The organism is Caballeronia sp. LZ043 (assembly GCF_031451075.1).
In the GTDB taxonomy this organism is placed as follows: Bacteria; Pseudomonadota; Gammaproteobacteria; order Burkholderiales; family Burkholderiaceae; genus Caballeronia.
Genome location: NZ_JARUXT010000057.1, coordinates 153,015 through 178,194, shown reverse-complemented (window position 1 = coordinate 178,194; position 25,180 = coordinate 153,015). Strand labels below are relative to the sequence as shown.

Here is a 25,180-nt window from a genome sequence, read left to right as displayed (position 1 = left end):
GCCGTGGATCTCTTTTCGTCAACGCTTCCTGACTACGCGGAGCTTTTCGCGTTCACGAACTTCTCGTTTCTGCATGGCGCATCGCACGGCGAGGAGCTTGTGCTGCGTGCGTCGCAACTCGGCTATTCGGGCCTTGCGATCACCGACGAGTGTTCACTCGCCGGCGTCGTGCGCGCGCACGTGCAGGCCAAGCAAGAAAAGCTGCCGCTCATCATTGGCTCCTACTTTCGACTCGTCCACGCTGACAAGCGTCCGGCATTCGGCCTTATCCTGCTTGCACAGAACCGTAACGGCTACGGCAACCTGTCCGAGCTGATCACGCTCGGGCGCATGCGCGCAACGAAAGGCACTTACCTGCTCACGCCGCACGATCTGTCGAAGCCCGACAAGGACTACACACACTTGCGCGGCATGTCCGATTGTCTGGCAATCCTCGTGCCGGACTTTCCGGCGAAAGAAGAGGCGCTCTCCGCGCAGGTCGAATGGCTCAACGAGACGTTTCCGTCGCGCGGCTGGGTCGGTCTGATCCTGCATCAACGCGCGATGGATGATATTCACCGCGGCAGCGTCGAGTATGTCGCGGAGCAACATCGGGTGCCGGTGGTCGCGCTGGGCAATGTGGTCATGCATGTGCGCTCCCGCAAACCACTCCAAGACACGATGACGGCGATCCGCGTCGGCAAGCCCGTTGCCGAATGCGGTTACGATCTCGCGCCCAATGCGGAGCAACACCTTCGCTCACGCCTGCGGATCAGCAACTTATATCCAGCTCATGCAGTGGCTCAAACGCTCAACATCTTCGAGCGCTGCACGTTCTCGTTGGACGAACTGCGCTACGAATATCCCGACGAGCTCGTGCCGGACGGTTTTACGCACGAAGCGTATTTGCGGCAGGAAACCTACATCGGCGCGCATAAACGCTTTCCTGCGGGCATTCCGCATGACGTGCAAAAGCAGATCGAATACGAATTACAGTTGATCGGCGAGATGCGCTATGAAGCGTACTTTCTCACGGTCTATGACATCGTGCGTTTCGCACGTAGCCAGCACATCCTGTGTCAGGGACGCGGGTCGGCCGCGAACAGCGCGGTGTGTTACTGCCTGGGCGTGACTGAAGTCGATCCCTCGCGCGGCAACATGTTGTTCGAGCGATTTATCAGCAAGGAACGCGGCGAGCCGCCTGATATCGATGTCGATTTCGAGCATCAGCGGCGTGAAGAGGTCATCCAGTACATCTATCGCAAATACGGACGGGATCGCGCAGCCATCGCGGCAGCGGTGTCCACGTACCGGCCGCGCGGCGCGTTGCGCGAAACCGGCAAGGCGCTCGGCATTGATCCACAAATCGTCGACAAGGTCGCGAAGAGCCATCAGTGGTTTGACCACTCACAGGACCTGTTGCGCCGCTTCGAGGAGTCTGGTCTTGACCCGCAGAACCCTCTCATCACGATGTGGGCGAAACTGGCCGCGCAGATTCTCAACTTCCCACGACACCTCTCGCAGCACTCTGGGGGCTTTGTCATCAGCCGCGGCAAGCTCACGCGGCTCGTGCCCGTCGAGAATGCGGCGATGGCCGATCGCAGCGCCATTCAATGGGACAAAGACGACCTTGAAGCGCTGGGCCTTCTGAAAATCGACGTGCTCGCGCTCGGCATGCTCTCGGCTATTCGGCGCACGCTCGATATCATCTCCGACCAGCGCGGCGAGCGCTTCGAGATGCAGGACATTCCGCCTGAAGATCCCGTAACCTACGAGATGATTTCACAGGCGGATACGGTCGGAGTCTTCCAGATCGAATCGCGCGCACAGATGAGTATGCTGCCACGCATGCAGCCCAGGACCTTCTACGATCTCGTGATCGAAGTGGCCATCGTGCGACCGGGCCCGATCCAGGGCGGTGCGGTGCATCCGTATCTGCGGCGGCGGCAGAAGATCGAGCCGGTTTCGTATCCGAGCCCGGAGCTGGAGACCGCGCTGGGCCGCACGCTCGGCGTGCCGATTTTCCAGGAACAGGTGATGCAGGTTGCCATTCTGGCTGCCGGCTTTACTCCTGGTGAGGCAGATCAACTGCGACGCGCGATGGCCGCGTGGAAGCGCAAGGGAGGCTTGGAGAAGTACTACGATCGCATCGTGAATGGCATGCAGCAGCGCGGTTACGACAAGGCATTCGCGGAAGCGATCTTCGAGCAGATCAAAGGCTTTGGCGAATACGGCTTTCCGGAGAGCCATGCGGCAAGCTTCGCGCTGCTGGTGTATGCCAGCAGCTGGCTCAAATGCCACGAACCGGCTGCTTTTCTCACGGCGATGCTTAACTCGCAGCCAATGGGCTTCTACTCGCCCTCGCAACTTGTACAGGACGCGCAGCGTCATGGCGTCAAAGTCGTGCCAATCGATGTGACGATCAGTGGCTGGGACTCGGCGCTCGAACTTCAGTCAGGCTGCCTGGCGCCAGTTGTCCGTCTCGGACTTTCACTGTTGAAGGGAATGCGCGATGGCGCCGCGCAACGCATCGAGAACGCCCGAGCGGTGAGACCGTTCGGGAGCGTGAGCGACCTGGCGCGCCGAGCGCAACTCGACCGCCATGATCTGCAAGTGCTAGCGGCCGCTAACGCCCTTCAATCGCTCGCGGGCAACCGGCGCGACGCGCTCTGGCAGTCGGCCGCTGCCGTGCCTGACCGAGATCTCTTGGCTGATACTCGGATCGACGACGAGACGCCAGCCCTCGGCGCGCCTTCTGAAGCGCAAGATATCGTCAGCGACTACAACTCGACGGGGCTAACGCTCGGGCGGCATCCTTTGTCGCTTTTGCGTCCCACGCTTCTTAAGCAACGATTGATGCCGGCTTCGACGTTACGCACCTTCCGTAACGGACGCTTGGCTCGAGGTTGTGGACTTGTGACCGTACGGCAACGACCGGGGACCGCGAAGGGCGTAATGTTCGTCACGCTCGAGGACGAAACGGGGAATGTGAACGTCATCATCTGGCCATCGCTGCTTGAGAAGCAACGCAGAGAAGCTTTAGGCGCCGCGCTGCTGGCGGTGTACGGCACCTGGCAATGTGAGGGAGAAGTCCGACACTTGGTCGCTCAACGGCTGGTGGATTTGTCGCACCTCTTGGGTGGCCTTACGGCCGTCAGCCGAAACTTCTGTTGATCTCCTTGACAGTCGATTGGCGCATGCCGGCCTACCTTAGCTGCTTGACGCCCCTCGATGCGATGCTAAAGCATTTCAATATCGGCCCTTAGAAAGTCCTCTGCAGAGCGACCGCGACCGCGTAGCGCTGTTGCCACCCTGCTCGCGATCTCGACAGCGCTCACGAAATTGCGCTTTGCGCACTGCAGGTCGCTGACCGGTCGGATAGCACAATCGTGCTCAAGTTGAAAGTCGCAATTCTGGTTGTATCACAGGAATGCCCGTTGCTCTGCCTCTATAGGCCTGCCAACGTTCAGATAGAGGAGCGAACCATGAATCCAGAACCGTCCGATCCGGTCGAGCGCGCGGACAAACGCAAAGAAGAACTCGGCGCCGGCGACGTGCGCGAAAATGGCGATGGCACGATTGAGCAAAAGGAACATGGGAATATGGATGCGTCACTCGTGCCGAAAGGCAAGGATCATCCGGAACAGGGACCCTATCAGCCGGAGCACGACCTGATCGATCCCGACAGCAGCCCGGATGCTGATGCCGACCATCCTCTCGGTAAGCGAGACTTAGAAGCCTAGCGTCGTCTAAAGCTCGCAACTTTTTCGGATCCTCTCCAAAGAGACGAGTAATTTAGATCGCGTCAGCATGAAAAGCACGCGGGAAGATCACGGTTGTCATTTGATGAGTATCAGATGCACGTAGGACCGCCGATTTAAATTTCGCACTGCGCTTTCGTTACTGCCGCTTCCGGCCTGCGGCCTGCGGCCTCCGTCCGACGTTGCCGACAGGTTTACAACGTCCGGTACTCTTCTCTCGGACGTTGGCATGCCCATTGCTGCCCATCGATCAAGCCTTGCGGTGCGTTGCGACGTACACGAGGCTTGCCATTAACTGGGCGGCACCTCCGTCGCCTTCAGCCAGCGCAACCCTGCGCTGAGACTCGCGAAGCTCACTGCAAGTGACGTCACCGACGCTCCTCTCAGTGTTCGCGAGACCAAACATCTACACACAGTCCACTGCGCTTGTCCAAGGCAGGGATAAGACACGTCCCCTTAGGAGTTGATATGTTCGTTCATAACAAGCGTCTGCAATACACTGTCCGTGTCGCGGCACCTAATCCGGGTCTCGCCAACTTGCTTCTGGAGCAGTTTGGTGGCCCTCAGGGTGAGCTCGCCGCGGCGTGCCGCTATTTCACACAGGCTGTCTCCGAAGACGATCCGGGCCGCAAGGATCTGCTCTTCGATATCGCAACGGAAGAGCTGAGCCACCTCGAGGTCATTGGATCGATTGTGGCCATGCTGAACAAGGGCGCGAAGGGACAACTTGCTGAAGGCGTCGAACAAGAGGCCGAGCTCTATCGCTCGCTGACGGGCGCGGGCAATGACTCTCATATCACCTCGATCCTGTACGGGGGTGGCCCCTCGCTGACCAATTCGGCAGGCGTGCCGTGGACGGCGGCGTATATCGATACGATCGGCGAACCCACGGCCGATTTGCGCTCGAATATCGCGGCGGAAGCGCGCGCAAAGATCGTCTACGAACGGCTCATTAATGTCACCGATGATCCCGGCATCAAGGAAGCGCTTGGCTTTCTGATGACGCGTGAGATCGCGCACCAGAAGTCGTTCGAAAAAGCGCTTCATTCAATCCAGCCCAACTTCCCGCAAGGAAAGCTGCCCGGGGATCCGGAGTTCACCAGCGTCTACTTCAACATGTCCAAAGGCGACGATGTCCGGGGCCCGTGGAATGAAGGCGGCGACTGGCGCTTCATAGAAGATCCGCAACCGGCAGTCGATGGCGGCGACGGCACGGCATCGGTGAACGTCTCGGAGCAAGACATCACGACTCTTCAGTCGATGGCCTCGCGCACCGCATCCGATCCGACCGCGCAGCCCACTACCGGAGCCGACCTCGGGGCGGGGCAAGCCACGAAAGTGTAAGTACGCATGCTACATCACGAACCGGACGGCTGTCGCAGACGTCGTTGTCGCAGCCGCCTGGTTCGCTCTCAAAAGCTAGGAGAGGAATTTGGCTACCATCACATCCAAAGGGACCGTCGTCGTGCGTCGCAGCCCAATCGACTGGGTCGTCGGCGCGCTCGTGATCATTAGCGCGCTGAGCTGGGGACTCGTTGGTCTCGCGCAGATTGACCTTGTTGCAGCGGTTCTTGGCAACGGCTCGATTCCGGCAAGAGCGGTCTACGCGCTTGTCGGGGTCGCCGGTATTTATATGTTAGTGAGTGCGTTTCTTTGGCGAGATCAACGGCTCGCGAGTCGATAGGGTCGCAACGGTAGCGCGTTCGATTCAGCATTCACTATTTCAGGGAGGTCACGATGAAAGCGCTCACGTGGCATGGAAAGAAAGACATTCGCTACGACACGGTTCCCGACCCGCAGATCGAACAGCCTCGTGATGCCATCATCAAGGTCTCGTCCTGTGCCATCTGCGGGTCGGACCTGCATCTGTTCGACGGCTTCATGCCCGGCATGGAATCCGGTGACATCATGGGTCACGAGTTCATGGGCGAGGTGGTTGATGTGGGCGCCGAGAATCGTTCGCTAAAGATCGGCGATCGTATCGTTGTCCCCTTTACGATCACGTGCGGCGAGTGCGATCAGTGCAAACGCGGTAATTTCTCGGTTTGCGAACGGACGAATCGCAATAAGGACGCGGCCGACAAAGTGTTTGGTCACTCGACCGCGGGACTTTTCGGTTATACGCACCTGACGGGAGGCTACGCCGGCGGTCAAGCGGAATACGTTCGCGTGCCGTTTGCGGATGCCACGCACGTCAAGATACCGGACGGCCTCTCAGACGAACAAGTCCTGTTTCTCGGCGATATCTTCCCGACCGGCTGGCAAGCCGCAGTAAATTGCGAAATCGAGCCCACGGATACCGTCGCGATCTGGGGCGCCGGCCCTGTCGGACAAATGGCCATTCGCAGTGCCATCCTCCTTGGCGCGAGACAAGTCGTCGTAATCGATCATGTGCCTGAGCGCCTGGCCATGGCGCAGGCTGCCGGCGCCATCACCATCAACTTCAAAGATGAGAGCGTCCTCGATCGGCTGAAGGAACTGACGCAGGGCAAAGGACCTGAGAAGTGCATCGACGCAGTGGGTATGGAGTCGCACGCGACCCGCTCATTCGATTCGCTATACGACCGTGTAAAGCAGGCGGTCATGCTCGAAAGCGATCGACCCCATGTGCTGCGCGAGATGATTTATGTTTGTCGACCGGCGGGCGTGCTATCCGTGCCCGGCGTGTATGGCGGGCTCATCGACAAGATTCCATTCGGCGCGGCGATGAATAAGGGGCTGACCTGGCGCATGGGCCAGACACACGTGAATCGGTGGACAGACGATCTGCTCACACGAATTCAGGAAGGTCAAATCGATCCTTCCTTTGTCATCACTCATCGAGTTTCGCTTGCGGACGGACCCGACATGTATAAAACCTTCAGGGACAAGGAAGACGGGTGCATCAAAGTCGTCATGACGCCCTGATCCGCCTTAACAGAGTCACTTTCTTCATATTTGCATCACTTAAGCGAGGCTCACATGGCCAACCAGATTCCATCGCATTCCGATTCGTCCAGCAACGATCTTCAACGGAACGAAAATGTCGAACAGGAGGCTAGCGCAGCGCTCGAACGGGGGGATAAGGAAAAGATCGACCAAAAACTCGATGAACTCCACGTTTCAACGACCGACTCGGGTCGAGATCAATCGCACGACGAAGATACCGAGGGCTCAACCTCATCAAGTAAAAACCTTGATAACCAGAGCGAATGATCCCCTTCGTCCGGGTAAGAAAAGGCCCGCTCGAAATAGGGGCGGACCTTTCCTCGCGAGTCGTCGAATTATGCACTCGCCGCCTGCGCTTCCTTTGAAACCTCCACTTTGGCAAGCTGCGTTAGCTTGTCATCAGTGGACTTCTCTTCAGCAAGCGTTTCCAGAAGAAGTTTGCTGGCGTCCGCAAATCCCAGCTGAGCAGCGAGGGGCGCCAGCGTGCCATAGGTCGCAATTTCATAATGCTCGACTTTTTGCGCGGCACCGATCAATGCTGCATCTCGAACCGGCCCTTCCTCGAAATCTTCGATCTGTTCTTGCCCTTCTTCGACGAGCCCTTCCATTGCGACGCATTGATCCGCTTGAGCTTGATCCCGCAGCTCTCGACAACTTGGTCGATGCGCTCGACCTGGCCACGCGTTTCTTCAAGGTGCGTTTCGAACGCTGCACGGAGGTTGGCATTGTGGCTGGCACGGGCCATTTTGGGTAACGCCCGGGTGAGCTGCTTCTCCGCGCTATACACGTCCGACAGTGAGTGAATAAACAAGTCCTGCAGTGTCTTCGAGGCCATGACGACTCCTTTAAACATCGGGGGTAAATAACGGGCTTTTGCATGCCGCGATTTCATTGCAATCAACGTTCCTAACCCGCCTGATGTTGCAATGTCGCGCAGCGTGCACCATGGCCCTACCCCGATACGGCGATTGCGCGTTACCGCTGGTCAGTGGTACCCAACGAATCGACACAAGGAGACGACCATGAACGAATCACCCGCCGAAGATCGCATTGAGGAATTGGCGTATCGACTATGGGAGGAAGCCGGCAGTCCGGAAGGACGTTCGGATGAATTTTGGCGCCAGGCGCAACGACAACTCGCTAAGGAGCCCGGCATCGGAAATGAGGCAGAACGCGACGCAGTGAATTCTGAGCCTCCGATACGCTAGCAAGAACGCCATACGCGCCCGTCGATTTGCGCCGGGCGCGCAAGCCTTATTGGATGCCCTTCTTCGCGGCAAGTTGCTGCGCCATTTTCAAGTGTTCCTGAATCGTCGGAAGCGCCTTCTGTGCGGCCTTCTTCAAATCAGCATTTTGACCTTCTTGTGCCTCTTTTTGGAATGCCTCAACTGCTTGCTGGTGGCCTTCCAGACCCACCTTCTTGATGTACATTGCGTCGAATTCCTTTCCCCTGAGCGGCTTCAAAGCACTGATCACCGTCTCATCTGAGTTGTCCTTCGGAACTGTAACACCGTGCGGAGCCGCCATCTTCAATTGAACAGTCAGTTTCGTATGATCCATCATCATGTGATGAGCAAAGTTTTTCACATCCTTGTCTTGAGATTGATTCGTCGCAAGCTTCGCCGTATCGATTTCCGTCGAACTCGACTGAGACGCGGCCTGTACAAAAGCCTTGTCGGTCTGCGGAAGATCATTGGCTTGTGTAGTGCTGGCCGCTTGAGTCTGAGCGCTGCTCACGACCGGCGTTGCTGCGAATGCAGCGGCTGCAATGACTGACAGTCCAAAAGCTTGATATTTCATGACTTCTCCTCGGGTGATGTGTAGATCAACACAGCAAGCGAAATGCCATGCAAGCCAGTCGCCGGTCAGAAACGTCACGGTCGTCGCTGCGTTCGCAACATTCAGAAGATGGCAATGCCGCATGCGTCCACGTCGCAACTCCTCGACACGCATCCGAGTTATGGATGTGCGGCCGTCGAACCTGTAAAGGCAGCAGTCGCGCCACTATTGGATTGAACGATTGCCGCATTGGGCGTGCGAGCACAACTACGCGGCACGCCGCCGTCTTGGACCTTATCTAATTGCGGCGGAAGACATCGGCCATTTGATACATGCAACTGGTATCGTGCCGGTGGGTAGCCAACCGTGACCGTTCCTACAGAATGACCGCTGCCGGGAGTGAATGGGCGTTCCGCACGTCACCGGGAACCGAGGCCAGCATCGCTAAATGGCGGCCCACTGCTTTATGCACAGCATGCGCATAGACAACATGGATAGACTTCGTCGCGTCGTCGGAGGCAAACTATCAAGAGCCGCCCAAACGCATCGAGAAGCAGCAGCGGTTGTTCGCGGAAGGACCGGCTGATGTGGACGGATGCCGGTCGGCGGGGTGGCGTGCGGTGAGCGCGGAATGCCTCCAGGCCGGAGGAACTCGCTCGGGATCACGACGGTGTGCAGGGCAGGCACACGGTGAAGCGGGTGGTGTGGCCGGTCGACTCGACTCCGATCGTCCCTTGGTGCGCGTTCACAATACAGCGGCATATGTAAAGACCCAGGCCCATGCCCGCTGCAGTGCCGCTACGGTTAGGAACGCCTGCACGTGTCAGTGGATCGAATAGGGTCGGTAACGCTTGCTCCGGGATCGGATTGCCTTCGTTGGAGACGACGAGCGTCATTCTTCCATCATGACTAGCGGCGTCCACGACAACGGGACCTGATCCATAGCGAACGGCATTCGTCACCAGATTGACGACCAGTTGGCCAAGCCGCCCGCCATCCCAGCGCCCACGAAGATCGCCCGCGACCTGCAAGTCGATATGCGCATCGGGGAAGGACGCACGGACCTCGTCCACCGCTTCGCTACAGATACGTCCGATGTCCTGCGGCGTGAAGCTGACTGGCATCGCGCCTCCCAGCCGGGAGCGCGTAAAGATCAGCAGATCATCAATCATCTTTCTCATGCGCATTGCGCCTCGCTGAACAAAGGCGACCGCTCGCACGCTTGAGGGAGAGAGGGCATCGTCGCGCAGCAGTACTTCGCCCGCATTCAGTATGGCACCCAGCGGCGAGCGCAAGTCATGCGCCAACACGCCCGCGAACAGATCGCGAATGCTTTCAGTGCGGCGCGCATAGTGCCGCACGGATTCTGCGAGCACTTGGTCGATGGCTTCGTTGAAACGGATCATTTCCTGGAACGCCGCCGCGCCTGCGGGCGACGTTTTCTGCCATCGACGAAACACCGTGGCGCGCAGCGCGCGGAACTCCGCAATCACATCGTTGATGTCAAATCCGTGAGAAAGACGATCCTCTGCGTGACATCGCGCGACGTGGTCGAAGCCGGACTCGGCCGTATCTTTGTCGCCGCGCGACTTGGTCCGCTGTTGAGCTGCACTCTGTCCCTCGCGCATGTCGACCGCGATCGCTGCCAGGATCTCGGCCGCTGAGTCGCGAAGCTGGGTCTCCGACAGCATGCTGTCCGGTTGGCTGAGCGCCAGGGCGTAGCTGGTCCAGTCGTCGATCAGACCTGACAGATCACCCTCAATAAAGTCGGCTAGGTTCATCGGACCTCCAGTGGGTAACAGACAGGTTTGTGCGATCTCAAGCCGCGGCAGTTTTGCACTGGAGCCTAGCCGGGACAGCTGCCAGCGGGCAAGGTCCCATCTCCAGTAAATCGGATGTCGCCAACGATTCTACTGGAAGCCGCTGTGCCACCGGCGTCGACTTATATAACCGTAATTAGCGGTTGACCCAAAAGCGCCATGGGTCGATGACCGGCTCGTCTACATCTGATCGTAAAACTCGCCGCTCTTCACCTTGACAGCCACGATACTCACGGTCATTAGCAGCTGCCCGTGTCACCTATGACGCGTCGGCATGACGTCGCGCCGTTGAGAACAGAGTTGGAGAGGCACGGCTCCTGATGGAACGTCAGGAGAGTTTTAACGCGGTGAAGCCCGCCGTGATCTGGACCGAACAAGCGTTTGCTCCGACATCTCAACACCTATAGGGAATTGACTTCAGCTTGGCTGTTCCTGTTGTTCGGCCAACACGCTGTTTGTGCCGACTCGTGGTGCACTTGCGATATCCGTCGCCGACTTGGATGGATTCCTTGCATAACCGCAAAGAGTGTCAACGCTTCAGCCAGAATAAGACCAGGCGACCATCTCCGTAGAACAAAGAGATCTAAGATTCCATCGTGCGGACAGATTGCATACTGATTCCGTCCTCGCCACCGGCAGGAAGTCCAACCAGGCGGCGTACACGGGCAAGCGTAGCGCCGAACCCCGCAGGGGCTCTAAATGATTTCCGCGCACTAGTCGATACTTTGGTTTTTGCGGTCCAGCAGATTGAAGCCCCCGACTGCTCCAGCCGCCTCACTAGGTCGACATCCTCGTGACTTGCATAATGCTGGAACCCGCCTGCAAGCTGATACGCTAAGGCGGATACACCGAGATTGGCTCCATGAATATGCCGGTGGCCTTCTTTTGGAAAGTAGACTTCGCTGAAATCCTGCTGGACAAACGTGTCTTCGGGGGTCCAGTCGTGCACATCAACTACGCCGCACACGGCATCCGCCTGACAGGCAAGCTGGCTGGACAGCCAGTCATTGGGTACCAGCGTGTCCGCGTCAGAAAACGCGAGCCATCGCGCACCCAGTCCAAGGGCATATGCGGCACCTGCCGCGCGCGCAGCGCCCACGTTTCCCTCGAAAATCGTTAGGGTGATCACGGGAAACCGGGTCGCGATTCTTTCGGTAGCATCTGAGCATTGATCAGCGACGACGATGATCTGAACGGACTCCCCTTCCAGCGCTGGATCAGCTGCAGCAGCCACTGCGGAACGCAGACACCGATGCAAAAAATCTTCTTCGTTATGAGCCGGAATGATGATTGCAAGCATGGTAGGTTCTCGTTGTTCGCTGGCAAGTCCCGAGCAAGTGCTGGGCCACCGGCTGCAGGACGGCAGAGCGCGCTACTCACGACCGCATCTCAACGAATCTCAAGGTAGCCTTAAATGGCCCAGGCGGCTGATGGGGGCGTAGCTAGCGTGGAAAACCCGCCAATTTCGATTTCATGTCGCGTGGCTTGTCGGCGGGTTATCAGCCGGTCTGCCGAGCCGCGGGCGAAGCCTTGCTGGACGTTTCGGTGACTCGCTGCTCGAAGGTTGGTGATGCAGCCAAACGCTGGCAACGGTTCAGCACGGATCCTGGGGCCGCGTGCCGAGCAACCGGGCGGTTGTTTCCTCATACTTTTGCGGTCGACTGCTGGTCGGCGCTGTCAAATCAGTTTTCAATCGATACAGGTCCAAGCAGGCTTTGTCATGCCGCGTGGATGGGCGCTCGAATTCTAGGCAGCCACAGTCTTGAAGAATGAAGAATCCTTGAATGGCCCGGGCCGTAAGCATAGTAAATTGCCGCTTGTGGCCGCTGGCCGATCATGTCGGATCGCGACTTTGCATTGGCGCTCAGTGATCGGCGTTCATCCACCCTGATGAGTCATTGACACGATCGCTCGGCCCATTTTCGACGAAATCGTCCTCGAAGCTCCGTCCGACCAAATCGTCGTAATGTGCGAAATCGCTACTGACGATGGCTCGGAACATTTGGATTAGCGCGTTTCCGTCCTGTAAATGTGCGACAACTACCCGGGCGGTTCGTAGAGATATCGATTCTCGGACGGGCGGAGCCGCACTTCCATCGTTCAATTCGAATGAGAAACGATGGATTTCTTCATGCCCTTCGGGCAACTTTGTGTAACCGCAAATCGTTGCTTTCATGCTGGTCGATTAACGAATTTTTTTTGGAGTTAGCAAATGGGGTGCCTGGCGATAGACGCTCACGTCCTTCACCTTCTCGCGGGCGTCCGCAGCGATCGCTTCATCGGCGATGTTCTTGGGAGGCAGCGCCTTGTCGGCGCGCATCTGTTCGTCGGCGGTGATCAGCGCGATCGGGCCGACATCGACCAGACGCCCGTTGAGCGAGTTCGATGAGAAGCCGCCGAACACGACCGAGTGTGTGGCGCCGATGCGCGCGACCGTCCGCATCTCGACCACGCCTTCCAATAACATCGGCAGATGGATCACGACGCGGTCGCCCTAGATCTGATAGGTGACGATGGACTCGCGCGACCTTTTGACCCTCGTTACTGGCCTTCGCCGGGCTCGAGAACAGGATCACAACATCCCGCTGAATGACGCGCTTCGAGCGATCGCGGATCTGATAGACCCAGATATCGGACCATTTGCATCTCACGTCGCAGCTAGCGAACAAACTGCTTCTAGCGCGCGCTAAAGCTCAGGTCGGTAAGCCGTTGGTCGCATTGGAAAAATTAGAGACGCTCTTGCTGGCGCGGCATGTATCGAACGTAGCAAATGACCGCGAAGACAGCCAAAATTAATCCCAGCGTCATTTCGATACTGCGGAGGTGGGTCTACGACATCACGTCCACCGCGGGACGGTCGTGTTACAGCAATTGGAAAGCTCTAAAAATTGCTCGAGTGGCGAGGTGAATTCGGGAAATCTTTCATTCCGTAATTTCCCTACTATCCGGGCTAAACACGTATTTCATATGATTATTCACATTACCGAGGCCCAATATCAGACACCCCGTTCTGATTCTTGGTGTCTGGCTGCGCACAGAGTCAACGACCGGCGCGGACGCCCGCGGCAGAACTGTCGCGGGCTTTTTTAGAACCGGAATTTAGGGGATGAGAAAGGCGTTTTGGGATTTTGGGAGGGTCCCAGCCTCGACAGCGGACTTCTAACATCGACCGCGAAATCGCCATCTGCCGTCGAGCAATTGACGGCAAGCATGACGAGCTAGCGCGGCCCTAAGCCTCAGAGGGCGATGTCGCAGAGCTCGCGCAAGACATCGACGCGTTGATGAGTCGGAGGAGGCTTCTGGAGCGGCTCAGGCGATGGATGAGTGGTAAGCGCAGCAGCCTGGCGGTGTTGAGGCCTCGCCGGAGCGTGCGCTGTTTCTCACTGAGGGTGCATCAGCGACATGCCATGGCGAACGAGTTCCCGATTTTCGACTTCTCCAGAAAGAGATCCACTCCTGCACGGTCGGCAGGCTCTAGGGTTAACGTCGCCTGTGCATGAGATCCGCAAGACGCGGCCAGGTATGTACGATGTTCTGATCATGGTTGGGTTTGCAGTTGCTGCCTTGGGGATGCCGGTTGTCTTGCTTATGTTCTGGTTGTTCGGAGCATAAAGGTTGAGTGCTCGAGCGTAGCAGGTCCGCACAGGGGGTCGATTCAGCACAGCAGCTTCTCGCTGCGCGCCACGGAGCCCGTGAGAACCAGTCGTCCGATCTAATTCCAGCATGGACTCTAGAATTTGGCCAATCGCCGCCACTGTTCGTACTGCTTTGTTATCTCAAATGTTCTACGACACAGTAGTCCTGGAACGAAAACGGGACACCCCCAAACCAAGGCGGACCGCATTCGTGGCGGATTGAAGGAGATGAAGAGCGCTGTCAAGCGGGGTCGGTGCGACGCGCCTCGGATTTGGCCTGTTGCTGCATTTTGGCGTCTCTTGCAGGAATTGCAATCTCTCGCTTCCGGCATGCACACTTACCGTACGCCGATCCTTGTGGGATTGCGGTGTAGCGCACATACCGCTATGCCCGCTTCGGCGTGTTGATGCCCGCAAACGTTTCCGTTCGTCAAACTAATCTCGCTGCAATCGACTTTTTCCTCCCGACTTAAAGGTATAAAGATTGCGTTGTTTGCCGGCCCGCCGATAAACAACCTATTCGATACTGCTCGGCGCGGCTTACGGGGAAAGTTTTGAAGAACACCAAGCAGCCGAAACGAGCGACGGGACTCGCTGACCGCGAACTCGCGCATCTCGAAGCCATGTTCAGTGGATTCCGTCAGCGGATCGACGCATTCACGCGCCTGCCAACCGCATATTGGATCGCGCGACTTAAGCGGATCAACGTCGAATATGCGCTTGTTGTCACCCAACAGAAGCGTCTAGCCACGCTGATGCAAAATCTGGAAATCATGAAGTCGGAACTTCAGCAAGTGGAGGATCGTCCGGGCCACACGGCATAGGCCTGAACAGCCTTGACGCTGTCGTGCAGATACGAAAATGAGTCAGCTGTTCGACTTCCTCTTCGCCAATGCTTCAGACCATCAACCTATCTTCGCGTTATCGCCCGCAACGCCTACGCTCCGTTCTGTCACACTCGCGCCCGAGGTGTCAGGATTGCTTGCGACCGCCGCTGTCGTCGCTATCGGGACGAGCGGCGGCAGAATCGCGTCGCATGCTTCGGAGGTCGCCCGCACGGCGGTGTGCACACATCTCTAGGCGACTCCAGAGATGTCCGTATTGCTGCGCTACCTCAAAGCTTTATATGACACAGTAGGACTAGAATATACGGCGGTCTTCTTTGAGATCGGGATCATCAAGCTGACGAGGGCGCATCGCTCCAAGCGGTCGGTGATACATTTCCACCGATACTGGGAAACATAACGATCAATTAGCGCAATTTTTTAGGGATGCTAATTGAAGATTACTTGCTGGGCCGCGGACCGAGCAAGCGGCGTCGCATCGTGTCATCGCACGCGTCAGCTTGTGCGCACAGTCGTCGGATCAATCGCGCGAACGGGCGTCGCCGGTCCTTCACACGAAGAGCAAGCCCACACCTGGATCAAGGATAGCGTTGGCGCGCGTGGAGCACATTCACGATCAGTATGCGATTGCGCTTCACGCGATAAACAATGATGTAATTTGGCAGCACGACCATCTCGTGCATGTTCGGCACGCGGCCTTCGCGGTAGGCGTACGGGTGGCTAGGTAATGTGGCGGCCGCCGCGACAATCGTGTCGAACACTGCGTCGGCCGCAAGGAAACTTTCTTAGCTAAGGTGGGCGTGTATCTTATCGAGTCGGCGTACCGCACGCGGGCGCCAGTCAACGATCATTCGTTACTTTGCGCCGCTCGGCAATACGTGCGCGCATCCACGCCACAGCTTCATCGTGAGGAATGTCCGCACCTTCTTCTTCGAGCGACATGCGCACCTCTTCGCGAAACCAGACGTCGTAGGCTTCAGATTCTTCCCTGGTGTCATGCCCGCTGATGGCGGGTTCGGTCCAAATATTTCCCATGCGTCACCTCGTTGCATATGCCTTACATAATAGCGTGGGCGGGCTACCGCGTCACGGCGCAGACGCAGGCGCCTGCGGTCTGAATAGCGCCGCAAAGCTAGACCGCACGGCTTCTTCGGACCGTGCGCTCCAGCGGGCCGGTCCTAGTCGGCTGCCGATCTGACGCTCTAACTTCTAGTGCCCCTCACTCGCCATGCTTTCGCGCTACCAACGTGGTAGAGGTGCCCAGAAGACCACAACGTAAACGAGCGCCCGTCCGACAACGTTGCGCTAAATCCAATTTTCGAGCAACAAACATTTAATATCCGTCGATTTAACTGGGTAAACGACGAGCATACTTGATAGTGCGAATTATCACCGTTGAAGCGCGGCAGTGGCGTGCGCTTTGCGGCCTCGAAGCGTTTCAATGGGTCCGTGGGACAGCCTGCGCGTCCTAGCTTGGCTGGCGGCTTGACTACCAGCCGCGGCGGATAGTCTTGAAGTCAACGAAACATGTAAGAAAACACTCAAAACCAGCCCGCGAATGCCGTTATGCACTAAGGGTGAACCGTGGCCGGCTGCACTAGAGGGCCGTCGCCGACTCCGTGTTCTCGCGAACACAAGCCAATGGAAATGGAGACAACGAGTTCGTGCCTAAAAAGAGCCCAGCCAATGTTTTCGCCTTCGGCGAAATATTAGTGAAGTACAAAGAGGAAGCCGTCAGACGCTGCGTCGACGAGGCAAAGGGCGAGGGATCCAGCGTAGCCACCGCCGAGCGAAAAGCAGCATCCCTCTTCTACAGATTTGCCGCAGTTAAATGGGGCGTGTCGAAGCCTACGACCGCCCGATACGTGCAAGTCTACGAGCGCTTTGCCGACTCGCGGCATCGTGCAGAAATGGAAGAACACTTCAGTGCAAGCGAACTCGTGGTCCTCGCGGCGTATTCGGACGATGAACTGACTGAGGTGGTGCGGGACACGGCAATGAATCCATCCCTTACTCGCGAGCAACTCAAGCAGCTACTCAAAGCCCGTCAAGCAGCATGAAAAAGTAATCGATCACGTATATCGAGAAGGGCGATCAACCGCTGGCGCGTCCACCACGCGCCCACCAATGATTTCGCAGTCTGGCCAATGACGGACGTCCCGGCGAACGCCTGCAGCGCGACGATCTATCACTTTCTATACAAAGGAACATGTCCGAACTTGATGGAGCAACGATTTTGTCGAACTAGAACGCGCCGGCACCGGCCGCGTTGAAATTTACTCGCGCCAAGCGACGAAGGAAAAAGCGCTGCGGATATTTGAATCCGCCAGCAACGACAGGCGAGCTATCGAGGACGATCTTGCCTAGTGTCGCAGCGGAGGTCAAGGGCGACCTGCTCTGCGCAGGCTACTTCTTTATCGAGGGCGGCAAAGAAGCCCACGAGAATGTGGCATTCCCGATTTTGCACGCGGTCGCTGCTATCAGCGAGCATTTTGGCATCGACGCCGAAACGTTGGAGCGAGCTTTAGAACCCGCGAACGTGGCCGCGCTCGGTTCCGCGAGAGACGCGGAACTGGCTTCGTTCCTCGAGGACCATCCGGAAATACTAGCTGGCGCCGAAGCATTTCGCGAAAAGCACGGACACGTACAGGCTGCGTTGGCCGCGGAACTGGCCATCGAGTTGAAAGGCGAAGTAAAGCACTAGCACGGTGCCGCTCGACCGTCGCGCTAACGCCGTTGCCTTTCGCTCTGAACCGAAAGAGATGCGATGCGATCGTCGACGCGTCGGCGACACGACCCGACGAAGAGGGAATATCATCCGCACTTGATAGAGCAAAGGCAGCTAGCAGGATGAACGAGTACACAATCACTGATTTTGAGAACGCTATCAACTACTGGCGATCGCGGCAGGCGGCGACGGATGACTTAGCTGTCTGCCCGAAAGCAAGGGTGTTGGCGGACGTCTACGGAACGATGATTTCCCATCGACGAGAGCGCGTCGAAGCAAGAAACTTGACGCCGGAACAGAACGAAGCGCTATGCCTAGCGCTCGCCCAGCAGCAACTTTTCTGAACCCAACCAGCGAGGCAAACATGTTGGACGATGATAGAGCCTTGGTATGGGTCGACGCGCAGGCCGGCGGCGGCCGCGTCGAAGTTTATTCGCGAGAAGTAACGAAGGCGGACGCTCTGCGCATGTTTGCCTCCGCCAGCAGCGACACGCGATCGTTCGAAGAAGACCTCACAGACTGGGTGGCAACGGAGATAGTTGGCGACGTTTTATACGCCGGCTATTTCCTCCCTAAGAGCAAATTCTGGGATGAGGAAAAACAAGTGTCGTTTGCGCTCGTACATGCGTGTGACGCCATCAAGCAAGCATTTCGGCATCGACGCGGGGATCCTCGAACGCGCATTGCAACCCGAGAACCTTGCAGAGCTAGCAGCCGCACGGGATGCGGAGATCGCATCCCTGGTCCATGATCTTCCCGAACTTATGAAGGACGCCGAGGACTGGAAAAATGAAGGTCCCGCGCAGGTTTCCGTGCGAGAAAAGCATGCGTCGGTGCAAGCGGTCCTTGCCGACGAACTTGCGAAAGCGATCGCTGCCGGCAAGATCACGTCCCACTGAGCGCTCGGGGCGGAGCAGCTCAGGCGGATCGCGCCGACGCATCTTGAAGACACCAACAAGCCTGACTCGGGACGCCGCGACGCTCGCCGCCGGTCAACGCGCGTAGAGAGGCGACGACGACACTTTTTGGGTAGACACCAAGCGCCTGATTTTGAGCAATATTTAATTGGCGCCGGAAGGCAGAGCCTTGTCGAAGCGAGTGTGCCCTAACCCGGAAACTGCGCTGAAATCAAAGTCACGCCCTTAGGGTCGAAAAGCAGTGCCGGTGAAGACGCGGACCGACGGCGGATGTGTTTCGCGGCGACTGATAAAATTACAGACTGACTTCAGGCACGCACGATGGGATTCGAACAGCTCGCTGCGCTCAAAGCGCAGCTGAATCAAGGCACGAACCGCAAGGACGCAGTTTCGCGCTCAACGTCATCGCCAGCGGATGTCACCCGGAAAGTCAAACGGACACCGAAGCCTCCGCGAACATCTGCTGACGCAGCCGCACAGGCAGTTACCACGCTGCAACGACATTTCCCCGAACGCCTTTCCGCGCAGTCCCGCACCCAAGGTCCCTCTCAAGGTTGGGATTCTCAAGGACGTGCTTGCCCGGGCGGCGTCACTTGGGCTCAGCGAGCGAGACGCTCGTAATGGCCTGAAGCTTTGGTGCCGCGGCCAACGCTACTGGACCTGTCTCATTGAAGGCGATCAGCGCGTGGATCTCACCGGCGCAATGACGGGCGTGGTCACCGCTGTCGAAGCAGAGTACGGCAAAAGCCAGGAGAACACTCGGCTCACGCGCAGGCGGGAGCAGATTGCGAAAAATCGTAATGGGCCACAGCGTTGACCAGCAAAGCACACATCACTTGCAGAATCGTCAATTTCCGATCGTCGCTGCGCGGCGGATTTCTCTTTTTGGTTGGTCGCTACGCGAGCAGACTCCTTCCAAGCACGGCGTAAGGTGTGGCAACGCCTGCCCGCAGTTCGCGCGCGTAGAAATGCGTCGGCTACGCTTTTGCGGGTAGACAGCAAATGACTCATTTATAGAGATATTTTTTAAGCGCCAGAAGGCAAAGCACTTGTCGGAGCGTGCGCGCCCTAACCCACAACTTAAACGGAAATCAAGACCACCCTTCATTCGATTCCGTCTCTTAGATCTCGCTGGGCGCGTAGCAACAGGGGCCACCAGATTGGGCCGACACGATCGAACGCCTCGGCCAGCGTATAGCCTTGTTCCTGCAACCAATGCGGCTTGTTTAAAACGATCGCTGCAGCTAGACGCTCGCCCGTCAACAGCACGTGATAGTCGTTCATCATTTTCGCTTCGCGACATTTTCGAAGCAGATGCGTATATTCAGCTTCACTCATTGCGAATCTCTCTGATTGGTTGGTTTCGGCGCTGTCCCATAGGCGCGGCAGCCCAATTGTCAGTTCCGTCCCTCGTATCGATGCCCACGACCGGCGGGCCTGAGCCTCTTCGCGTCTGGCCGTTTCGCAGCCCAAGCGGAGTTTCATTGGTCTGCGCGACCGCCGCGGTCTTAGGCTGGCCCGTGCTCGAGGTCACTATGCCACGGGAGCACTTACACCGCCGTGCGCCCCTTCTTCTGTATCGAAATTTCGTAGTGCTTTCACATATGAAGAAATCGCCACCACGTGGTAGCGGAATTTAACGGCTTGCGGCGATTCAGGAGAGTTTTCCGGCGATACAGCCAAAGTGCGACCGGGAGCGATTGGCAATCGGTCCGAGAGACAGCTCTGGTGAGTCGTCACATCAGGGCAATCTGCCGCTGCCCACGCCTTGTTGCGCCATGCAGCCGAACGGTGCATAATAGGTCATGAAAGTCATGTATTTCATGACTGGGAGCGCTTATGAGAGCCACGAACGGACGTTCGACCCGAGAATTGGCAGCGACCACCGCTCGAGCGCTTGGCGTTGATGGCCGGCCCGATGTGATCGATTACCTTCAAGACGCCTTCGATAAAGTGCTCAGTGGCGGCGTCGGCAATGATCCCCATTATGCTAATCAGCTGTTCTCTGCGGGAAATTTTGATCCACTAGCGGCGGCGCGCGCTCGTGGCCGCCGGTTCGCCCTCGAGGAATATCGCAATCCCGACAATCTGACGCTTCTTGACGCGCGCGACTATGCAGGGCGCAACGAGCGCGCCATCAACGAGGACCGTCAAAAGGGAGCGTTGTACGCGTTGCTACCTGCAGGTAAGGAGCGTGGTTTTCGCTATCCCAAGTGGCAATTCGATGCTGATGGCTCGCGATTGAAAGCGGTGCTTGAACCGTTTGTGTCCGCTAAGGTCAATGCGTGGTCGATCCATTCCTTTATGCGCTCGAAGCGTGAGGAACTTGGAGGGCGCTCGCCCGCGGACGTCATCCTCGACTCCAACGCGTCTGTGGCTCGAGTCGTCGATCTAGCGATTCAGGAAGTGGGTGGTGAACAGGGGCCGTTGTGATCGACGAGGTTCACGACAAGTCTCCCGGTTCCTGCCCCCTTCCCCCGCCTGGCTTTCGCAGCGCGCGGATTCCTGTCCGAGAAATCGACCTCTCGGTGACGCCGCTGCTGCGTATCCACTGGCGACATCGTGGTCCGGTCTATTACAACCGCCAATCCACGTCATCCACAGTCTTTCGGTTCGACGCGCCCAATAATGAGTACGGCGTTCTCTATGCCGCGTCGACCTTCGAAGCGTGCATGGCCGAAACATTGATGCGCGGGCGCTTCCGTGGCGTTGACGCCGGAATGCCGCACGTGATTGATGAGAAAGCCATCACGGATCGCTGTGTCGCCGTGCTGGAAATGGAAAACGCACGTCCGTTGCGCCTTGCAGATCTGACGCAGCCTCTTTGGCAGTTGGGATTCGACACGCAGGTTCTCTCAACGCCGAATTATTTTGCGCCGAATCGATGGAGCGCTGCGCTCCACGACAATGAGGCAAGCGTGGACGGCATCTACTTCCACTCACGCTTCGCAAATTCGGTGTCGGTCGCCCTGTTCAGCGATCGTGCAATTCTCGTTCAAAAGGGAAACACCGTTCCGCTGAACGAGCACTCAGCTCTTCCCGCCTTTCTTGACCGCTTCAGTATTGGCATCGCCGATCCAGGCGGTGCTGACTGGCGCAGAGAAACAGACTCGTGACGCGCAGCGCCGTTATGCGAACTTGCAATCGCTCACGAATGGCTAACATCAACATTCTTCCAGCGGGTAGCGCCAAGTCCGGCGAGAGACGAGTCACTCAACGGATGCCGCCGCCCGCGCGCTCGGCGCGTTAATGCGTTGATTTGCTTTCGACTGAGTTGCTCTTTTTCACTCCCTTCCGTACAAAATAAGAGAAGCGACAGGAAGAGCTTGAGAACGGCGTATCCCGAGAGTCCGATGAGAATGGCGCCGACAAGCGTGAACCCAAGGGCAATGAAACGTTCCGTCATCGAGACTTTCATAACCCGCGTCCCTAGCTTGGATTCCACCGCCAAGCTTAGTACCAAAGTTTCGACTACTAGACAGTTTCCGTCGCTCCTTCGAGCGCGCGAACTAGCTCCTTGCCAAGGCCCGCCGGACGACCGACGTACGCGCTTCGGCCTTTGCGGTCACTGGGCCGATCGCCGGCTATGGGCCGCAATGGATTGCTCTGCGGTCATTCGATCATCGGTTATTCATGTGCAAGGGCAGCACTCGACCGGAAGCGGGTCATCGCGAATCTACAAAACGGACGTCCAGGATACTGGCCGCAGCGCTTTCGCGACTAGGCTATTCGTACTATGACGAGGCCCGCCCGCACTCTGCATTGCAATAGGCAGCGCCCGCCGAGTTCGCCAGTCAGGCAAAGGAACCTTTCTTGCCTCACCCTCAACCAAGTGTTCTGCCGTCGATTTTAGTCAACCGCAGCTAAAGTCCGAGGCCAGATCAATGGGGTTCCACTGGGAGACCGATGTCATCGAGAAGGTCCTCTGCATCCTGATGGTGTAGCCAGATCAGAAAGCCCTTGTCGACGACATACAATGTCTTGCTCGACTGGTCGTAGTCAATGACGATTGGCATGATGTTGCGCTTCACCTGAAGCGACGCGCTCGACTGAAGCGACTGGGTGATATTGCCGGAATTCAGCTCGCGCTCGCGGGGATGCTTTTCGCGCAGGATAGCCTTGATATCCCGGTATTTCAGGCCCTGCTTCAGGCGATCTGCGTTCGTCGTCAGCAGCGGGTAGAGCAGCCATTTGTGCATCTGCAGTTCGGTCTCCTGGAACCCGTCCGCAAACGTGGACAGGAATCCGTCGTAACGGGCCGACTGTTCGTCGACTACCTGCTTGACCAGGGCATCGACGTCAAGATTGGCACCGATAAGGGGATTGTCGTCGCGCGTCGTCCGGACACCCGCACCCAGACATGCGCGACGACAGACCTCCTGTACAACGTAGATGCTTTCACGCGCGAGGACGATCAGCGCGGCCGTGAAAACGGCAGCAAAGCTGACACCGAGTAATGCCCCTCCGGTAGCGATAACTTCCCGCAGTTCGACCATGTTCCATCGATCGGCGTTGATCGACACCACGCGTCCCGTAAGATCGCCGTTATAGACGATCAACCGGTTGTCTTCCAGCCAGACGCCGACGATGACGAAGGTGATGTCGGACGCCTCATGAAACGCCTTGAGTTCGACCGCGAAGTCACGCTGCACCTGATACTCTAGGTAATGAAAATCCTCCAGTACGATCTTCTTGCGAAAACCGATACTCTGCAGCGCGGCGATTACGTCGTTGACATCGTCGATGTCCAGTTCCAGCGCGGCCGTTGTCTGCTCCATTCCGGTTACCGTCTCGCGCTCCGCGCCCGCCGTCCCCTCCATCTGGACGCCCTGTCCGAAAAAAGTCGCTTTCATCGCGGCCTTCAGACTGGCGATAACCTTGTGCCGCCCCGACGAACTGCGCTTTTGCGACAGGGTGATCTCGAAGCCGGCACGCTTGAGGATATTCGAATGCAGGTCGGCGATATCGCTGCGGTTCGAACACTGGACCAGGATGTACTCACTGCTGTCCATGCAGCGTTTGCGCAGCGACGTCTTCCCCTGCTTTGAGCTTCCGTAGATCACGACGTGGTGCGCGGCCGACAGTTCATCGCGTAACCGGCGATCCACGTCGGCACGTTCGACGTAATTCAGAGGAAGGTTGCGCGTGATGCCGAAGACCTCATCAACGGTATGGATGGTTGCGCTGCTCGTCATGGCTACACAGATTGGGTTGACCGACTCGCCGGAAGCTTACCGGAACTTGTTGGGCTGCACTAATTTTGTAAGATCATGCGCTGACTTCCCTGCCGATTAGGAAAAAGTGGAGACGGCTGTCGCCGCATCCAGATCGACCTTACCGACGGCGCGAAGCCGGCGATTTGGCCCAGTTCGCGTGGAGCGCGCTTGGACAAAGCGCCTCAAATCTGCCCTGGTTGGTTACACGAGCCCGATTGTTACCGGTTTCGGAAGGCGTTTCGACGAAGGAAAATGAATGCGCACAGCGGGCCATGAAGCGTCGTTCGGATTTCTTCCCCTTTCAGTCGCTCGGTCGTCCGTTCCGTTACGCGCGCGGCCGTTCGAACACATGCCGCATTACGCTTCTGGAGGCGTGCCTGCAACGATGCACCGGTAGAAGCCTGATTGTCTCTACCACCAGGGTGTAGGCGAATATGCCCAAAGCGACATTGCTTCAGCGTAGCCGGTGACGGTAGCCCCAACAGCGGTTTCCGGTTACTAATATTGGCGGCCCGCCCCGCCAACCAACGGTCAGGCGTCTCCTCGAACGTGATCTAGTATCATTACGGTCGGAGGTTGGGAAATGGCAACAGCTGAACAAATCAAGGCGTTATTGCGGAGCCACGCTGATCGCGATGATCGGCGTTTCTACGCTGCTGCCCTGCAAGTTGCCGCTCAGGAAGCACGCCAAGGACATCACAAGCTCGCATCGGACATCAAACAGATGGTCGAGAAGTCCCAGGCCGCTAGCAATACGGGGCTCTCGCTGGCGCGCCCAACACCCTTGACTAACCAGCCCAAGGGCGATCTTGGGGGTTTGCTTGAGCTCACGCATACGCCTGTGCGATTCGCGGAACTGGTGCTTAACCCCGAAGTGCGGGACCGTCTCGATCGGATCGTTCTTGAGCAGCGACAGAAGGACAGACTTGCACAGTATGGGCTGCATCCTAGGCGAAAGATCCTGGTTACTGGACCGCCGGGCACCGGCAAGACCATGTCCGCTGCTGCGCTCGCAACGGAATTGAAGCTGCCGTTGTACACCATCGTGCTCGACAGCCTGATTACCCGTTTCATGGGCGAGACAGCCGCAAAGCTGCGTCTGATTTTTGACCAGATCAAACAGACGAGGGCAGTTTATCTGTTTGATGAGTTTGATGCGATCGGAACTCAGCGTGGGTCGCAAAACGATGTCGGCGAAATCCGACGCGTGCTGAATTCATTCTTGCTCTTTGTGGAGCAGGACAGTTCCGAAAGCTTGATCGTTGCGGCGACTAACCATCCTGAACTTCTCGACAAAGCGCTGTACCGTCGTTTTGACGACATCATCCAGTTTGAACGACCGGGCGAAACTCAGATTAAGGCGATCATCGATAATCGTCTGTCAATGTTCGAATTATCTGAGCTGAACTGGAGCCTGCTCACCGCAGCCTCGGTCGGGCTGAGCGCGGCCGAGGTTACGAGGGCTTGCGAAGACGCGGCGAAAGAAGCCGTCCTTCACCACGAAGGGCGTATTTCAACGGAACTTCTGCGTAAAGCGATTGAACAGCGACACACTGGCAAAAAATAAGGAGA

The 25,180-nt window shown here is 57.5% G+C and carries 24 protein-coding genes and 2 pseudogenes; 16 read left to right on the top strand and 10 right to left on the bottom strand.

The features are described from left to right. The first annotated feature begins 3 nt into the window (after window positions 1-3). From QCE64_RS37330 to QCE64_RS37305, 6 genes are all read left to right on the top strand, one after another. Window positions 4-3,153 (top strand): error-prone DNA polymerase, encoded by a 3,150-nt coding sequence (locus QCE64_RS37330; RefSeq protein ID WP_310009433.1) that lies wholly within the window; start codon window positions 4-6, stop codon window positions 3,151-3,153. 311 nt (window positions 3,154-3,464) lie between these two features. Then, window positions 3,465-3,722 (top strand): hypothetical protein, encoded by a 258-nt coding sequence (locus tag QCE64_RS37325; RefSeq protein ID WP_310009432.1) that lies wholly within the window; start codon window positions 3,465-3,467, stop codon window positions 3,720-3,722. 486 nt (window positions 3,723-4,208) lie between these two features. After that, window positions 4,209-5,084, top strand: coding sequence for a manganese catalase family protein (locus QCE64_RS37320; protein WP_310009431.1), 876 nt, complete (start codon window positions 4,209-4,211; stop codon window positions 5,082-5,084). Window positions 5,085-5,172: 88 nt separating this feature from the next. After that, window positions 5,173-5,424: a DUF378 domain-containing protein gene (locus tag QCE64_RS37315; protein ID WP_310009430.1), complete on the top strand. Its 252-nt coding sequence runs from the start codon at window positions 5,173-5,175 to the stop codon at window positions 5,422-5,424. A gap of 53 nt (window positions 5,425-5,477) precedes the next feature. Further along, window positions 5,478-6,647 (top strand): zinc-dependent alcohol dehydrogenase, encoded by a 1,170-nt coding sequence (locus tag QCE64_RS37310; RefSeq protein ID WP_310009429.1) that lies wholly within the window; start codon window positions 5,478-5,480, stop codon window positions 6,645-6,647. Between the two features lie 54 nt (window positions 6,648-6,701). Further along, complete coding sequence (locus tag QCE64_RS37305; protein WP_310009428.1) at window positions 6,702-6,935, top strand: hypothetical protein; 234 nt, start codon at window positions 6,702-6,704, stop codon at window positions 6,933-6,935. A 68-nt stretch (window positions 6,936-7,003) separates the two neighbouring features. Here QCE64_RS37305 and QCE64_RS37300 read toward each other — a convergent pair. After that, window positions 7,004-7,503 (bottom strand): annotated as a pseudogene (locus tag QCE64_RS37300) (ferritin-like domain-containing protein). A 187-nt stretch (window positions 7,504-7,690) separates the two neighbouring features. On the opposite strand from QCE64_RS37300, the gene QCE64_RS37295 reads away from it, so the two are divergent. Continuing rightward, window positions 7,691-7,876 (top strand): DUF2934 domain-containing protein, encoded by a 186-nt coding sequence (locus QCE64_RS37295; protein WP_310009427.1) that lies wholly within the window; start codon window positions 7,691-7,693, stop codon window positions 7,874-7,876. A gap of 46 nt (window positions 7,877-7,922) precedes the next feature. On the opposite strand, the gene QCE64_RS37290 is transcribed toward QCE64_RS37295, so the two are convergent. The 4 genes and pseudogenes from QCE64_RS37290 to QCE64_RS37275 all read right to left on the bottom strand — a co-directional run. After that, window positions 7,923-8,468 carry a DUF4142 domain-containing protein gene (locus tag QCE64_RS37290; protein WP_310009426.1) on the bottom strand — a complete coding sequence of 182 codons (546 nt, stop codon included), beginning with the start codon at window positions 8,466-8,468 and terminating at the stop codon, window positions 7,923-7,925. 641 nt (window positions 8,469-9,109) lie between these two features. Next, complete coding sequence (locus QCE64_RS37285; protein WP_310009425.1) at window positions 9,110-10,228, bottom strand: sensor histidine kinase; 1,119 nt, start codon at window positions 10,226-10,228, stop codon at window positions 9,110-9,112. 622 nt (window positions 10,229-10,850) lie between these two features. Further along, window positions 10,851-11,567, bottom strand: a complete 717-nt coding sequence (locus QCE64_RS37280) for a glycosyltransferase family A protein (RefSeq protein WP_310009424.1) — start codon at window positions 11,565-11,567, stop codon at window positions 10,851-10,853. Window positions 11,568-12,488: 921 nt separating this feature from the next. Beyond that, window positions 12,489-12,761: pseudogene (locus QCE64_RS37275) on the bottom strand (acetyl-coenzyme A synthetase); the annotation flags it as partial. Window positions 12,762-14,456: 1,695 nt separating this feature from the next. Here QCE64_RS37275 and QCE64_RS37270 point away from each other — a divergent pair. Continuing rightward, entirely contained in the window at window positions 14,457-14,726 is a 270-nt protein-coding gene (locus QCE64_RS37270) for a hypothetical protein (RefSeq protein ID WP_310009423.1), read from the top strand. 599 nt (window positions 14,727-15,325) lie between these two features. On the opposite strand, the gene QCE64_RS37265 is transcribed toward QCE64_RS37270, so the two are convergent. Together QCE64_RS37265 and QCE64_RS37260 are read right to left on the bottom strand one after the other, a co-directional pair. After that, window positions 15,326-15,508, bottom strand: a complete 183-nt coding sequence (locus QCE64_RS37265; protein WP_310009422.1) for a type II toxin-antitoxin system RelE/ParE family toxin — start codon at window positions 15,506-15,508, stop codon at window positions 15,326-15,328. A 79-nt stretch (window positions 15,509-15,587) separates the two neighbouring features. Continuing rightward, on the bottom strand, window positions 15,588-15,782 hold the full coding sequence (locus QCE64_RS37260) for an antitoxin (protein ID WP_310009421.1): 195 nt from the start codon (window positions 15,780-15,782) through the stop codon (window positions 15,588-15,590). 629 nt (window positions 15,783-16,411) lie between these two features. On the opposite strand from QCE64_RS37260, the gene QCE64_RS37255 reads away from it, so the two are divergent. The 5 genes from QCE64_RS37255 to QCE64_RS37235 all read left to right on the top strand — a co-directional run bounded on the left by QCE64_RS37255 (window position 16,412) and on the right by QCE64_RS37235 (window position 19,209). Then, window positions 16,412-16,807, top strand: coding sequence for a hypothetical protein (locus QCE64_RS37255; RefSeq protein WP_310009420.1), 396 nt, complete (start codon window positions 16,412-16,414; stop codon window positions 16,805-16,807). 299 nt (window positions 16,808-17,106) lie between these two features. Continuing rightward, window positions 17,107-17,451, top strand: a complete 345-nt coding sequence (locus tag QCE64_RS37250) for a hypothetical protein (RefSeq protein ID WP_310009419.1) — start codon at window positions 17,107-17,109, stop codon at window positions 17,449-17,451. Window positions 17,452-17,597: 146 nt separating this feature from the next. Beyond that, window positions 17,598-17,819, top strand: coding sequence for a DUF3717 domain-containing protein (locus QCE64_RS37245; RefSeq protein WP_310009418.1), 222 nt, complete (start codon window positions 17,598-17,600; stop codon window positions 17,817-17,819). 246 nt (window positions 17,820-18,065) lie between these two features. Beyond that, complete coding sequence (locus QCE64_RS37240) at window positions 18,066-18,374, top strand: hypothetical protein (protein WP_310009417.1); 309 nt, start codon at window positions 18,066-18,068, stop codon at window positions 18,372-18,374. Between the two features lie 433 nt (window positions 18,375-18,807). After that, a complete protein-coding gene (locus QCE64_RS37235; RefSeq protein WP_310009416.1) occupies window positions 18,808-19,209 on the top strand; it encodes a ProQ/FinO family protein in 402 nt (133 codons plus the stop codon). A 287-nt stretch (window positions 19,210-19,496) separates the two neighbouring features. Here the strand turns inward: QCE64_RS37235 and QCE64_RS37230 are convergent, their stop codons facing one another. Further along, the gene (locus QCE64_RS37230; protein WP_310009415.1) at window positions 19,497-19,730 is read right to left on the bottom strand and encodes a hypothetical protein; all 234 of its coding nucleotides are present in this window, start codon (window positions 19,728-19,730) and stop codon (window positions 19,497-19,499) included. 501 nt (window positions 19,731-20,231) lie between these two features. Here QCE64_RS37230 and QCE64_RS37225 point away from each other — a divergent pair. Beyond that, entirely contained in the window at window positions 20,232-20,825 is a 594-nt protein-coding gene (locus QCE64_RS37225) for a hypothetical protein (RefSeq protein WP_310009414.1), read from the top strand. A 95-nt stretch (window positions 20,826-20,920) separates the two neighbouring features. Continuing rightward, window positions 20,921-21,508 (top strand): RES domain-containing protein, encoded by a 588-nt coding sequence (locus tag QCE64_RS37220; protein WP_310009412.1) that lies wholly within the window; start codon window positions 20,921-20,923, stop codon window positions 21,506-21,508. 32 nt (window positions 21,509-21,540) lie between these two features. On the opposite strand, the gene QCE64_RS37215 is transcribed toward QCE64_RS37220, so the two are convergent. Together QCE64_RS37215 and QCE64_RS37210 are read right to left on the bottom strand one after the other, a co-directional pair. After that, entirely contained in the window at window positions 21,541-21,810 is a 270-nt protein-coding gene (locus tag QCE64_RS37215) for a hypothetical protein (protein WP_310009411.1), read from the bottom strand. 463 nt (window positions 21,811-22,273) lie between these two features. Next, window positions 22,274-23,587 carry a hypothetical protein gene (locus QCE64_RS37210; protein ID WP_310009410.1) on the bottom strand — a complete coding sequence of 438 codons (1,314 nt, stop codon included), beginning with the start codon at window positions 23,585-23,587 and terminating at the stop codon, window positions 22,274-22,276. 604 nt (window positions 23,588-24,191) lie between these two features. Between QCE64_RS37210 and QCE64_RS37205 the strand changes: the two genes are divergently transcribed. Next, a complete protein-coding gene (locus QCE64_RS37205) occupies window positions 24,192-25,175 on the top strand; it encodes an ATP-binding protein (protein WP_310009409.1) in 984 nt (327 codons plus the stop codon). Window positions 25,176-25,180: the final 5 nt, after the last annotated feature.